The following is a 12,644-nucleotide window of genomic DNA, read 5'->3' as shown; positions in this document are numbered from 1 at the left end:
CGGGTCCGGTTCTGACCGGAACTTTGCGGTCCCGGCGGAATGCGCCCGTCCGTGGCCGTCGTTGACGTACATCATGACTACTCTGCGCCCGCTCGGCTCCTCCGACCTCGAAGTCTTCCCCCTCTCCCTCGGCGGCAACGTCTTCGGCTGGACCGCGGACGAGGCGGCCTCCTTCGCCGTCCTCGACGCGTACGCCGCCGCCGGCGGCAACTTCGTCGACACCGCCGACGCCTACTCCGCCTGGGTCGACGGCAACAGCGGCGGCGAGTCCGAGACCATCATCGGCAAGTGGATCGCCTCGCGCGGCAACCGGGACGACGTCGTCATCGCGACCAAGGTCAGCCAGCACCCCGAGTTCCAGGGGCTCTCCGGCGACAACATCAAGGCCGCGGCCGACGCGTCCCTGAAGCGCCTCGGCACCGACCACATCGACCTCTACTACACGCACTTCGACCAGCCGGACACGCCCGTCGAGGAGATCATCGGCGCGCTCGACGAACTCGTCCGGGCGGGGAAGGTGCGGCACATCGCCGCGTCCAACATCTCCGCCGAGCGCCTGCGCGAGTCCCTCGACTTCTCCGACCGCGAGGGCCTCGCCCGGTACGTCGCGATCCAGCCCCACTACAACCTCGTCTCCCGCGACACCTACGAGGGCGCCCTCCGGTCCACCGCCTCCCAGGCCGGCCTCGCCGCCGTCCCCTACTTCGCGCTCGCCTCCGGCTTCCTCACCGGCAAGTACCGGCCGGGCACAGTCGTCGAGGGCGCCCGTGCCGCCGCCGGGGCGGGCAAGCACCTCGACTCCGAGCGGGGCGTCAAGGTCCTCGCCGCGCTCGACGAGGTCGCCGCGGCCCGGGGCGCCGAGGTCGCCACGGTCGCCCTCGCCTGGCTCGCCGCCCAGCCGACGGTTGCCGCGCCGATCGCCTCCGCGCGGGTGGTGGAACAGCTTCCGGCACTCCTCGCGGTGGGCGAGCTGGAGTTGACGGCGGCGGAGGTGGGGCGGCTCACGGAGGCTTCGGCGTAGGGGTACGGGGGCTCGTCGACGCGGGTTCCCGGCGGCGGGGGGTGACGGCCTCGCCGCCGAACCGACTTTCCTCGCCCCCGCCGCCCCTACCCTCCCCCAAGCTCTTCGAGCAGGGGGGATCCCACATCCTCCAGGGGCTCCGCCCCTTCGACCCCGTTCGGCCCGGAGGGCCTCGTCCTCGATCGCCGGACAGGCTGGGTGTGGCTGAGCCGGAGGCTTCCCGAAAGCACACCCCCGCTCCCACCCGTAAAATCGACGCACTGTGTCTGATTCACCGAACCCCAGCAGCGAGCCGGAGACCCCCGGCTCCGAAGTCCACGCCTCCGTCCGGCGCGCCCGCCCCAAAGGCGAGCCCCGGTTTCCCGACGGGCCGAAGGCCGATCCCGCCGGGTCGCATTTCGAGCGGCGGATCCGGAGTTTCCAGCCGCGCCGCAGCAGGGTGACGGCGGGGCAGGCGGACGCGTTGCAGCGGCTGTGGTCGCGGTGGGGGATCGACATCGACGGGCACGCCGTCGAGCTGAGCGAGCTGTACGGGGACGACGCGCCCGTCGTCCTGGAGATCGGATTCGGGATGGGCGAGGCGACGGCGACGATGGCCGCCGCCGACCCTTCGACGAACGTGCTCGCCGTGGACGTCCACACCCCCGGCCAGGGCAACCTCCTCAACCTCGCCGAGCGCGGCGGGCTGACGAACGTCCGGGTCGCCAACGGGGACGCGATCATCCTGTTGCGGGAGATGCTGAAGCCGGACGCGCTGGACGGGCTGCGCGTGTACTTCCCGGACCCGTGGCCGAAGAAGCGCCACCACAAACGGCGGCTGATCCAGGCGGAGTTCCTCGACCTGGCGGCGACGAGGCTGCGGCCCGGGGCGGTCGTGCACTGCGCGACGGACTGGGAGCCGTACGCGGAACAGATGCTCGAAGTCCTCACCGCGCACCCGGAGTTCGAGAACACGCAGGCGGACGGCGGGTTCGCCCCGAGGCCGACTTTCCGCCCCCTGACGCGCTTCGAGGGCCAGGGCATCGAGAAGGGCCACGTGGTACGGGACTTGTTGTTCCGCCGGGTAGAACATCGCCCCTAAGGGGCGCGGGGCTGTATCGATGTGCGGCTCCGCCGCGTGGGCGCGACAAGCCACAACGAACCCGCACCCGCCCAACAACCCATCGCGGCAGAACCCTTCCCTCGTTATGGTCATTGACGTGTCGACCAGTGCCGCGTACCCACCCGTCCCCCTGATACCCCGCCCCCGCTGGTGGCAGCGCCCAGCCGTCCGCTACACCGCCCTGATCACCCTCCTCGCGATCTCCGGCGTCGTCATCCTTGCGCTGGTGCGCGAACAGACCGGCACGCAGGGCCTGTTCGTGGGCCTCGGCCTGGCGGTCTTCCCCGTCCCCCTCCTCGTCACCGCGTTCCGCTGGCTGGACCGGGTGGACCCGGCGCCCTGGCGGAACATGGTGTTCGCGTTCGCCTGGGGCGCCTGCGCGGCGACGCTGATCGCGATCGTGGCGAACACGTTCACGACGCAGTGGATAGCGAACACGACGGCGGACCCGGACGGCGCGGACACCCTCGGCGCCACCTTGATCGCGCCGATCGTCGAGGAGTCGGCGAAGGCCGCGGCCGTCCTGCTCGTCTTCCTGTTCCGCAGGCGGCAGTTCACGGGCCTGGTCGACGGCGTCGTCATCGCGGGAACCGCCGCTGCGGGCTTCGCGTTCACCGAGAACATCCTCTATCTGGGCTCGGCGTACGGCACGGACCAGATCGCCGGCGACAAGGTGTCGGTGACGGCGGCGACGTTCTTCGTACGGGTGATCATGTCCCCGTTCGCGCACCCCCTGTTCACGGTCTTCACCGGCATCGGCTTCGGCCTCTCCGCGCTCACGGTCGCCACCCGCCGGGTACGCCGCGTCCTGTTCCCCCTCACCGGCCTGCTCCTCGCGATGGGCATGCACTCCCTGTGGAACGGCTCCGCGCACTTCGGCCCGCTCGGCTTCTTCGCCGTCTACGGCGTGTTCATGGTCCCGGTGTTCGGCCTCCTGACCTGGCTGGTCATCTGGACCCGTCAACGCGAACTCCGCCACCTCCGCGAGGAACTCCCCCCGTACGTCGCGGCGGGCTGGCTCTCCCCCGCCGAACCCTTCGCCCTCGCCTCGATGAAGGCCCGCCGGGTCGCCCGCGACTACGCGACGCACTACCTGGGCAAACCGGCGGCGCAAACCCTCACCGAGTACGAGTCGACAGCCCTGGCCCTGGCCCAACTCCGCCGCCGAGGCCGCCTCGGCCACGCCCCCGCCGACTTCGTGGCCCGCGAGCAACGCCTCCTGACGGCCCTCTGGACCGCCCGCACCACAACCCGCCCGGCCCTGGAGTACGCGGCCCGCGCGACGGCTCCGCCGATGCCGGTGATCATGCCGTGGCAGCACCACGGCTGGCAGCCGCCGGTGACGTGGCAGCAGCCGGTGGCGTACGGGGTGGCGGCGTATCCGCCCTACGGCGGCTACCGGGCTTAGCGGCGTACCTCAGACGGGCAGCGCCCAGCTCGGGCCGTCCGGCGTACCGAGCCAGACCCGCTGACCGTCCGGGGTGATCGTCAGGCCGAACCCGGAGAGGTGCGGCGACCCGTGGGCCTGCCAGGTGGTGATCGCGTCCTCGACGCTGTCCCAGAGGGGGAGCGGGCCGCGCCGGGTGACGGTCCAGCCGTCGCCGTCGGCCTGGGTCCTGGCCTGCGAGCCGGTGGCCACGTCGAGCAGCACCTGCCCGGCGCCCACACCGAGGCGTTCCGCCGAGGGCGCGGCGAGCTGGGCGACGAAACTGCCGGTCCAGTCGTCGAGGAGGGCGGGGTCGATACGGCTCGGACGCTCGTCCCCCGGCAGGACGTCGTACACGCCGTGCGGCGGGCGGTCGTGCGGGCGCGCGATCATGAACGACGTGTAGCCGGGCAGGAAGCGGCCGTCCGCTGTATCGCCTGCGTCGCCGACGGTGAGCCGGACGAGCCCGTGCGCGAGGCTCCAGCCGGAGAGGGTGACGAGGAGGGTGCCGCCGGGGGCGATCTGGCGGAGCAGTTCGTACGGGACGTACCGCATCGAGCAGAACGCGATGACGACGTGGTACGGGGCGCGGGCGGCGTGGCCGCGCAGGCCGTCGGCGGTGATGAGCGTGGGGGTGTGGCCGGTCGCGGTGAGGGCCTTGCGGGCGCGCTCGGCCACTGACGGGTCGGTCTCGACCGAGGTCACGTTCTCGGCGCCGGCGACCTCGGTGATGTAGGCGGTGGAGAGGCCGGTTCCGGTGCCGATGACGAGTACGCGTCTACCGGGAGCGATACCGGCCTGTTCGATCATTCGGAGGACGAGGCTGGGCAGGGTCGACGACGAGGTCGGGCTGAGACCGGTGACAGGTCCGGTGGCGTTCTCGGCGAGTACGCCGTCGATCTGGGTCACCCAGGTCTGGTCCTGGTAGGTGAGGCGCAGCCATTCGTCGGCCGGAATGTCGTCGCGGCGGACAGGCGTCCAGACAGTGCCGCGTGGGGAACTGTCCGGCCGGTAGACCGCGCTGCCGAGGAACACTTCACGGGGGACCGCCTCAGCCGCGCGACGTACTTCGGGGTCGTGCAGTTCGCCGTCGGCGACGAGCTGTTCGACGAGGCGGTGGCGTAGGTCGGCGGCGGTCTCTCGGGTCATACGGTGTCGCCTTTCTGGAGGGTGTCGGCGAGTGCGCTCGCGATGGCGCGGGTCGTGACCTCGTCGACGAACGCCCACTGCCCATTGGGGTTGCATTCGAGGAACCACCATCGACCCTCCGCGTCGAGGGCGAAGTCGAAAGCGCCGAAGCGGAGCCCGAAGGTGTGAAGGAAGGCCCGCGCGGCGTCGTGGACGGGACGAGGGACGGCAACGGGGGCGCAGGTGATCAGGCTCTGGTCCTGGCGCCAGTCGAGGTGATCACCGATGGTGTCGATGCGGCTCGCGAAGGCTTCGTCTCCGATCATGGCGAGGCGGATGTCGGCGATCTTCGGGACGCAGGCTTGAAAGAGATGCGGGCACAGGGCGATCGAGTCGTCCAGCTCGTCCGCCTGGACGGGCCGTACCCAGACGGTTCGGTTACGGCCGTCCTCGCAGGCGAGGTGGACCCGGTGAACCGGCTTGTAGATCACGCTTCCGTGCTCGGCCGTGAACTGCGAGGCGTCCGCCGGGACGTTCGTGACGAGGGTGTCAGGCACGGAGAAGCCCAGGCGGGCCGCCGTGGAGAGCTGGAGCACCTTGTTCTCGGCGTCGCGGTTTCGCGCGGGGTGGTTGACGTACAGGGCTCCGGGAAGCGCGTGCAGAACTCCCAGGTAGCCGTGGCGTGATTGCTCGGCCGCGAACCGCTGCGCGGGGGGCTCGTTCGGCGTGCCGAAGGGAGTCGGGCGGCGCCAGTAGACGGAGCGGACGTCCGACAGGTCGAGGCGCCGGGTCTTGGTGGTGACCTCGCCGGTGACGGCGCCCTGTCCGAGCCGGGCACTCATCCGGGCGGCGTGCGGGAAGTCGGCGGCAGGGTCGAGCCGTACGGCCGGGACGCCCCGGCCGTAGAGCTCGTCCAGCACCAGGTCGGCTGTGACGTCGCCGAGCGCGGTGACGACGAGAACCGGTGCGTCGGTCATGTCAGGTGTCCGAGTCGGAGTCTTCGGTGAGGTCGGAGTCCGAGGGCGGGGGCGGGTTCGGGCCGCCTCCGTCGGACGAGGTCGAGGTCTGGTCGGCGGTGGTCGTGCCGGTGCCGTGCTTGTTGCCCATGTCGATGCGGGTGCCGTCAGCGTCGAAGTAGCGGGTCGTCTGCGTTTCCGGGTCCAACTCGGTTCGGAGGTAGGGGACTTGGCCGACTTCGGGGTACAGCGCCAATCGCCGTACGGCCCAGGGGGGCGAGGTGGGTACGGTGCCCCTTCGAGAGTCTTGACTCTCTGTGTCGTATCGATCACATAGTGAACGGGGGTGGCGTACGCGCCGAATACTTCGGCAACGAAGTCAAGGCGCTCCGCGAGGCGTTGGGGATGTCGCAGGCCGAGTTCGCGAAGGAGTTGAAGTACGGGGCGGCGCAGGTCTGCAAGGTCGAGGGCGGGCAGGTCCTGGCGTCGGAGTCCTTTGCGGTGGCGGTGGACAGGGTCGCGGGGACACCAGGGGTGTACGCCAGGCTGCGGGCGCGGCTCGTCAACCTCGGCCACCCGGACTGGTTCCTGCCGTACGTCACGCTGGAGGAGAAGGCGATCTGGGTGCGGATGTTCCATCCTCAGCTCGTGCCCGGCCTGGCGCAGACGCCGGAGTACGCGCGAGCGGTGCTGCGGACGGGGCGTCCGGAGAACCTGGAGGAGTTGGTGGCCGCGAGGATGAGCCGCCAGAAGATCCTGCACCGTGAGGACGAGCCTGCCCGTCTGTGGGTGATCATCGGGGAGGCCGCGTTGCGGAACAGGGTCGGTGACTCGGCGGTGATGCGGGGACAGCTCGATCATCTGCGGGCTCTGGCGGAGGTTCCGCGCAACCGGGTGCAGATCATTCCTGACAAGGGGCCGTATCACGGTTACCCCAGTCCGTTCGGTGTGCTGTCCTTCGGCGACGGACCGGACGCGGTGCACGTCGACGGTTACCCCAGGGGGTACGTCCTGCTCGAACCGGACGACGTCCGACAGGCTCGTGAAGCCTATGATCTGATTACGGCCGCCGCCGCGCCGCCGGACGAGACGGCCGCTCTGATCGACTCCGTTCTGAAGGACTGCTACTCATGAACTCCACCGCCCCGCAGAGTGGTTGGCGTGCCTCCTCGTACAGCGGCAACAACGGCGGTGAGTGCCTTGAGTGGGCGCCTGAACACGCCCGTACGACCGGCGAGTTCAAGGTCCGTGACAGCAAGTCCCCTGAGGGCCCCCACCTCACCCTGACCCGCGCGGCCTTCACCGGCCTCATCGCCCTGGCGGCTCGCGGCATCGACGTGCAGTAGTCCCGTTTCAGCCCGTCCGGGGGGCACCTCTCTGCTCGAAGAGGTTGGGGGAGGTGCAGGGGCGAAGAAGCCTCCGTCACACCCCCTCCAGCACCCCCAACGCCCTCCGCGCCACCTCCCGCCCGATCGGCAGCGACGCCGTGGCCGCGGGCGAGGGTGCGTTGAGGACGTGGACCGCACGCGCGCCCTCCTGGATGAGGAAGTCGTCCACCAGCCCCCCGTCCCGGAGGACGGCTTGGGCCCGGACGCCCGCGCCGCCGCGCACGAGGTCGGACTCCTCGACGCCCGGCAACATGCGGCGCACCGCGTCGACGAAGGCGGCCTTGGACAGGGAGCGGTGGATCTCGCCCGCGCCGTAGCGCCAGTGGCGGCGCCCCATGCGCCAGGCGCCCGGCCAGGTCAGGGTCGCGGCGAGTTCGGAACCCCGGACCACCCCCCACCCGTACCCCTCCCGGGCGAGCGCGGGAACGGCGTTGGGCCCGACGTGGACGCCGCCGTCGATGCCCCGGGTGAGGTGGACGCCGAGGAAGGGGAAGGCGGGGTCGGGGACGGGGTAGACGAGGCCCCGTACCAGAGAGGGACGCGTCAGTTCGTAGTACTCGCCCCGGAAGGGGACGATGCGGACCGGCGGTACGTCGCCGGTCATGCGGGCCAGCGTGTCGCAGTACAGCCCGGCGCAGTTGACGAGGACGCGCCCGCGTACGACGTCGCCGCGAGCCGTCAGGACGGCGACGCCCCGGTGCGCGCGCCGGTCGACGCGGACGACCTCGGAGTCGTACCGGATGTCCGCGCCGGAGGCGTCCGCGAGGGCGTGGGCGACGGCGCCGTAGTCGCAGATGCCGGTGCTGCCGACGTGGATGGCGGCGAGGCCGCGCACCTCGGGCTCGTACTCCTGGATCTGGGCGCTGCCCAACTCCCGTACGGTGATGCCGTTTTCCCGGCCTCGTTGCACCAGCGCGTGCAGGCGGGGCAGTTCCGCGCGGTCCGTCGCGACGATCAGCTTGCCGGTGACCTCGTGGGCGATGCCGTACTCGGCGCAGAACTTGACCATCTCGGCGCCGCCCTGGACGGCGTACCGGGCCTTCAGGGAGCCGGGGCGGTAGTAGATCCCGCTGTGGATGACGCCGCTGTTGTGGCCGGTCTGGTGGCGCGCGGGAGCGGTCTCCTTCTCCAGGACGGCGACCTTCGTCCCGGGGGCGGCACGGCTGACGGCGTACGCGGTGGCGAGCCCCACGATGCCGCCACCGACGATCAGCACGTCACAGTCGTACGGAACCCCACCGGACACGAGCACCACCTCCACTCTCGATAGTGCACTGCGCCACTGACAACGCCCTCAAACGTCGAGAACGCCGGGAAACTACGCGGGTGTCATCAGCAGCGGCCGGGCCCGCTCGCGGAGTTCCACGACGCGCGGCTCGTCGCCGTAGGGCTCCAGGCGGTGGAGCAGGTCCTTGACGTACTCGGTGGTGCGGACGGAGGAGATGCGGCCGGCGACCTCGACGGCGCGCACGCCCTGTTCGCAGGCCGCGTCGAGGTTGCCGGACTCCAGCTCGGCGACGGCGGAGACGACGAGGCGCAGGCCGTGGGAGCGGACGAACTCCTCGGTGGGCTGGGAGAGGGCCTGTTCGGTGAAGCGGCGGACCTGGCGGGGCGCCTTGAGGTCGCGGTAGCACTCGGCGGCGTCGGCGGCGAAGCGGTCGTAGGAGTAGAAGCCGAGCCAGGAGGGGTCGCTGTCGCCCTCGCGCGCGCGCTCCAGCCAGCCCTCGGCGGCGCGCAGCGCGGCGCCCGCCGCGTGTGCGTCGCCCGCGCGGGCGTGCGCGCGGGCCTCGACGAGGCGGAAGAAGCTCATCGTGCGCGCGGTCGCGAGGCCCCGGTTGCGCTCCAGGGCGGCCTGGGCGAGGTCGACGCCCTCGTCGCCGAAGCCTCTGTAGGTGGCCTGGAGGGACATCGAGGCGAGGACGTAGCCCCCGAGGGGGACGTCGGCCGCCGCGCGCGCGAGGCGCAGCGCCTGGATGTAGTACCGCTGGGCGGCCTCCTGCTGGCCGGTGTCGAAGGCCATCCATCCGGCGAGGCGGGTGAGTTCGGCGGTGGCGCCGAAGAGGGCGCGGCCGACCTCGTCGGAGTACGCGCCCAGCAGCAGCGGCGCGGCCTCCACGCGCAGGCACTCGGGGACCATGGACGAACGCCAGTCGCCGCCGCCGTACTTGGAGTCCCAGCGGCGCGCGTCCTCGGCGGCCTCCCGGAGCTTGCGGACGTCGCTGTGGCCGACTCTGACCGGCGCGCCCGCGCTCTCCGCGAGGGGCGCCTCGCGGGCGACGGAGCTGTCGGCCGGGGTTATGAGCCACCGGGAGGCGGGTGTCGCGTACGCGCTGACGGCGAACGAGCCCGCGAGGGACTGCCAGATGCCGCCGGAGCCCGCGCGCCTGCCCGCGAGGTCGAGCCGGTACAGCTCGGTCGCGGAGCGGACGGCCTGGCCGACGTCCCGGGGGAAGGCGAGGCCCACCTCGGGCGCGGGATCGGCGTCGGCGAGGCCGATCTCGTGCAGCGGGACGGGCCGGCCGAGCTTCTGGCCGATCGCGGCGGCGATGAGGTGCGGCGCGGCCCCCTGGGGGACCATCCCCTTCGACACCCAGCGCGCCACGGACGTCTTGTCGTACCGCAGCGTCAACCCGCGTTGCGCGCCTAAGTCGTTGACGCGACGCGCGAGCCCCGCGTTGCTGATTCCCGCGAGGGCGAGAACGGCGCCGAGTTTTTCGTTCGGCCCGCGTTGCTCCCTGGACATTGCGCCACCCCTCGACACAGACGGCTGCCGCGCTGGCATAACCACGCGGCATTCGTAAACCCAGCGTAGTTCGCCGCATCCCAAGCGTTAAGAGGCATTGTTCCGGTTGGCGGGATTGTTGCCCGTACGGAAGTGCGGGCTCCGTAGCGGTCCGTCGCGATGTGCTCCCGCTGTGTGGCCGTGCGCCTGTGCGTGCGCTCTTCTCCGGCCATCGCGGGAGCGCTTCGATGGGCCCTGCGTGGGTCGGCCCGCTGTACTGGATCCAGTGGGCTGGGGGACACCGCCGCCTACATCCCCGCGGGCGGCGGAACGGTCCGGGGGGCGAACCCCGTCTCCCGGATCGCGCGCTCGCACAGGGTCGTGCGGGCCGTGTACGGAGCGTGTGCGCGGCGTTCCCGGAAGCTTCCGCAATCGCCGCGTCACGCTACGGATTTGGCCGAAAAACGCCCCTCGGGCCGCCAGGTGATCAAGGCCCCGACCATGGGAATCGAGGGCGCACAGGGCGTCCGGGGGGAGCGTATCGGGGGCGCATTCACGTCGCGGGCGCGGGGGCGCACGCGGGGGTGTACCGGGGTCCCGACCTCGGCAACGGCACGCGCGCGTAGGCGCGTTGCGGTGCCTGTCAGGCGTTCTGCCTTCCGTCATGGGCGCGTTCTTCGTGGCAGCATGGTGAATCGGTTCGTACGGTGCACCGGTTGTCCACAGCCTGTGGAGGCGTCGATGCGGTGGTTGGTGGGTTGGAGCATGACCGCCGCGGGGTCCGCGCCGGGCTTCGGTGACCCCTACGGCGGGTACGACGGCGGCGGCGCCGTCGGCCTCGACGGCGAGGTCGTCCAGCCGGTCGGCTCGCAGCTCCTGTGGGGCGACCCCGACCCCCTGTGGGCCGTCGGCGACTGGCGGCCCGACGAGATCCGCGTCGTGCGCGCCGACGAGCGCACCAGGATCGCCGTACTCGGCCTCTGCGGCGCCAGCGACGAGCAGTTGCGCGTCGGGCTGCTGGCGGCCCGTGGCGGCGCCCTGCGGCACCTCACCGCCTGGCCCGGCAGCTACACCGCCGTCGTCCAGGTCGACCGCCGGATCACCGTCTGCGGCGACCTCGCGGGCGCGCGCCCCGTCTTCCACACGCCCTGGGCGGGCGGTACGGCGTACGCGACCGCCGCGCTCCCGCTCGCCGACCTCGTCGAGGCCAACCTCGACTTCGGGCACCTCGCCGCGCTGCTCGCGGCACCCGACGTACCGGCCGCCCTCCTCGATTCGACGCCCTACGACGGCGTGCGACGTGTGCCCCCGGGGCACGCGCTCGTCCTTCGCGCGGGCGCGCGGGAGGTCGCGAACTACGAGCCGGTCGCCTCGCTCGCCGTCGCCGCCGCGTCCACCGATCCGGACAGCGCCGTCGAGGGGGTGCGGGACGCGCTCGTCGAGGCGGTGCGTACGCGCCTGTCGGCGCCCCGGCATGTGCCCGACATGGACCCCGGGCCCGTGCCCGGGATGGGGCCCGCCGAACGGCGTGCCGCGCGCGGGATGCCGGTGCCGGGGATCGGGGCGGACCTGACGGGCGGGCCCGCCTCGGGGACCCTCGCCCTGCTCGCCGCCGGGCTGCCCGGGAGACCGGGGACGCTCCTCGGGCACGGCACCGGCGCGGGCGAGCGGCTCCTCGCGGTGACCTTCAACGACCTGACCTCCCGGCGTCAGCAGGAGGAGCTGGAGCGGGCCGGCGAGCTCGCCGCGAACCCCCGCCTCCACCACGTCGTCGTCACCGGCGACGCCGAGATGCTCCCCTACGCGGCCCTGGACGGCCCGCTGACGGACGAACCCGGCCCCTCCCTCGTCCTGGCCGCCCGGCACCGCGCACGGCTCGCAGCGGGCAGCGCGGACCACTTCACGGGGCACGGCGCCCGGCAGGCCCTCGACGCGCATCCCGCCCGCCTCGCCGACCTCCTGATGGACCGCAAGCGGCGCCATCTCGTCCGGCCCATGGCCGCGTTGACGAAGGCCGACGGGTCGGTGCTCGTCCCCGCGCGCGTGTACGGCGCCGCCCGGCGGCTCGCGCGCACGCCCTACGCCGCCGGGCTGGAGTCCCTCGCCGACCGTCTGCTGTCCCGGCGCTTCGAGGACACGCCGGGGGCCGTGGGCGCGTCCCTCGCCGCCCTCACCTGGGCTCCCGCCGGGCCCGCCGCCCGCTGGCTCACCGGCGAGGCGCTCGCTGAAGTATCGGTTCGCCTCCAGTCCTCCACGTCCCGCGCGGTCGGGCCCGGGCAGAGACCCGGCGACCACCGCGCGCGTGCGGCTCTCGCCCGGCACGCCGCCGACCTGCGCGTCCTGGAGCAGGCCACCGAGATCCGCTCCCAGCGGCTCCACGCGCCCTACCTCGACAACCAGGTGGTCCGCGCCTGTCAGGCGCTGCCGGAGACGCTTCGGGTGCAGCCGGGGGCGCGTGCGGCGATCCTTCGCCGGGTGCTGAAGGCTTCGGGGGTGGGGGAGTTGCCGCCCGGATGGGGCACCCCGACGCCGGGTTCCGCGACCGCGACGGCTCGCGCGGGGTTGCGGGCGGCGACAGGGAGCGTCCTGACGCTCTTCGAGACGCCGCTGCTCGCCGAGGCGGGGCTCGTCGAGGCACGGGTCGTACGCAAGGCGGTCCGGGCGGCGGCTGCGGGGGAGCCGTTGCCCCTCGCGGGGCTCGCCGACCTGGTGTCGCTGGAGCTGTGGCTGGGGAGGCTCCTCGCGCGCAGGGGGACGTGCTGGACCGGCACACCCGCGCGGGCGCGCGCGGTGCCTGCCGGGATCGCGCCGAGGCGGGGGGCGTTGTCCTCGGGGGGCTGAGGGCGGCCCGGCTCGCAGCGTGCCGGAAATGTCACATTCGAGGCACTTGCTCCTCTTGCT

At 72.4% G+C, this 12,644-nt stretch carries 11 protein-coding genes; 6 read left to right on the top strand and 5 right to left on the bottom strand.

Annotated features, from left to right (window positions below):
- The first annotated feature begins 73 nt into the window (after window positions 1–73).
- From PV682_RS28420 to PV682_RS28410, 3 genes are all read left to right on the top strand, one after another.
- A complete protein-coding gene (locus PV682_RS28420) occupies window positions 74–1,021 on the top strand; it encodes an aldo/keto reductase (RefSeq protein ID WP_319734656.1) in 948 nt (315 codons plus the stop codon).
- 262 nt (window positions 1,022–1,283) lie between these two features.
- Window positions 1,284–2,102, top strand: coding sequence for a tRNA (guanosine(46)-N7)-methyltransferase TrmB (trmB, locus tag PV682_RS28415; protein WP_319734655.1), 819 nt, complete (start codon window positions 1,284–1,286; stop codon window positions 2,100–2,102).
- 106 nt (window positions 2,103–2,208) lie between these two features.
- Window positions 2,209–3,531 (top strand): PrsW family intramembrane metalloprotease, encoded by a 1,323-nt coding sequence (locus tag PV682_RS28410; protein WP_407705753.1) that lies wholly within the window; start codon window positions 2,209–2,211, stop codon window positions 3,529–3,531.
- A 9-nt stretch (window positions 3,532–3,540) separates the two neighbouring features.
- Here the strand turns inward: PV682_RS28410 and tgmC are convergent, their stop codons facing one another.
- From tgmC to tgmA, 3 genes are read right to left on the bottom strand one after another with little or no spacing between them, the layout of a single operon-like run.
- Window positions 3,541–4,698: an ATP-grasp peptide maturase system methyltransferase gene (gene tgmC / locus PV682_RS28405; protein ID WP_319734653.1), complete on the bottom strand. Its 1,158-nt coding sequence runs from the start codon at window positions 4,696–4,698 to the stop codon at window positions 3,541–3,543.
- A complete protein-coding gene (gene tgmB / locus PV682_RS28400; RefSeq protein WP_319734652.1) occupies window positions 4,695–5,654 on the bottom strand; it encodes an ATP-grasp ribosomal peptide maturase in 960 nt (319 codons plus the stop codon). The genes tgmC and tgmB overlap by 4 nt, the downstream gene beginning before the upstream one ends.
- 1 nt (window position 5,655) lies before the next feature.
- On the bottom strand, window positions 5,656–5,997 hold the full coding sequence (gene tgmA, locus PV682_RS28395; protein ID WP_319734740.1) for a putative ATP-grasp-modified RiPP: 342 nt from the start codon (window positions 5,995–5,997) through the stop codon (window positions 5,656–5,658).
- On the opposite strand from tgmA, the gene PV682_RS28390 reads away from it, so the two are divergent.
- A complete protein-coding gene (locus tag PV682_RS28390) occupies window positions 5,970–6,767 on the top strand; it encodes a helix-turn-helix domain-containing protein (RefSeq protein WP_319734651.1) in 798 nt (265 codons plus the stop codon). The genes tgmA and PV682_RS28390 overlap by 28 nt on opposite strands.
- Window positions 6,764–6,979, top strand: coding sequence for a DUF397 domain-containing protein (locus tag PV682_RS28385; protein ID WP_319734650.1), 216 nt, complete (start codon window positions 6,764–6,766; stop codon window positions 6,977–6,979). The genes PV682_RS28390 and PV682_RS28385 overlap by 4 nt, the downstream gene beginning before the upstream one ends.
- 76 nt (window positions 6,980–7,055) lie before the next feature.
- On the opposite strand, the gene lhgO is transcribed toward PV682_RS28385, so the two are convergent.
- Both lhgO and PV682_RS28375 read right to left on the bottom strand, forming a co-directional pair.
- Window positions 7,056–8,276, bottom strand: coding sequence for an L-2-hydroxyglutarate oxidase (lhgO, locus tag PV682_RS28380; protein WP_319734739.1), 1,221 nt, complete (start codon window positions 8,274–8,276; stop codon window positions 7,056–7,058).
- Between the two features lie 63 nt (window positions 8,277–8,339).
- Window positions 8,340–9,764 (bottom strand): MFS transporter, encoded by a 1,425-nt coding sequence (locus PV682_RS28375; protein ID WP_319734649.1) that lies wholly within the window; start codon window positions 9,762–9,764, stop codon window positions 8,340–8,342.
- A gap of 720 nt (window positions 9,765–10,484) precedes the next feature.
- On the opposite strand from PV682_RS28375, the gene PV682_RS28370 reads away from it, so the two are divergent.
- The gene (locus tag PV682_RS28370; protein WP_319734648.1) at window positions 10,485–12,584 is read left to right on the top strand and encodes an asparagine synthase-related protein; all 2,100 of its coding nucleotides are present in this window, start codon (window positions 10,485–10,487) and stop codon (window positions 12,582–12,584) included.
- The last annotated feature ends 60 nt before the right edge of the window (window positions 12,585–12,644 follow it).

Origin of the sequence: Streptomyces niveiscabiei (assembly GCF_033794345.1) — a bacterium.
Classification (GTDB): domain Bacteria; phylum Actinomycetota; class Actinomycetes; order Streptomycetales; family Streptomycetaceae; genus Streptomyces; species Streptomyces niveiscabiei.
The sequence above is the reverse complement of the archived record's forward strand: the minus strand, read 5'-3'. Positions and strand labels throughout refer to the sequence as shown.

Excerpts from the sequence above, each read along its gene's own strand:
- PV682_RS28375 (WP_319734649.1), bottom strand. The coding sequence starts at position 9,764 with ATGTCCAGGGAGCAACGCGGGCCGAACGAAAAACTCGGCGCCGTTCTC.
- PV682_RS28385 (WP_319734650.1), top strand. The coding sequence starts at position 6,764 with ATGAACTCCACCGCCCCGCAGAGTGGTTGGCGTGCCTCCTCGTACAGC.
- PV682_RS28420 (WP_319734656.1), top strand. The coding sequence starts at position 74 with ATGACTACTCTGCGCCCGCTCGGCTCCTCCGACCTCGAAGTCTTCCCC.
- PV682_RS28370 (WP_319734648.1), top strand. The coding sequence starts at position 10,485 with ATGCGGTGGTTGGTGGGTTGGAGCATGACCGCCGCGGGGTCCGCGCCG.
- tgmB (WP_319734652.1), bottom strand. The coding sequence starts at position 5,654 with ATGACCGACGCACCGGTTCTCGTCGTCACCGCGCTCGGCGACGTCACA.
- tgmC (WP_319734653.1), bottom strand. The coding sequence starts at position 4,698 with ATGACCCGAGAGACCGCCGCCGACCTACGCCACCGCCTCGTCGAACAG.
- PV682_RS28410 (WP_407705753.1), top strand. The coding sequence starts at position 2,209 with ATGGTCATTGACGTGTCGACCAGTGCCGCGTACCCACCCGTCCCCCTG.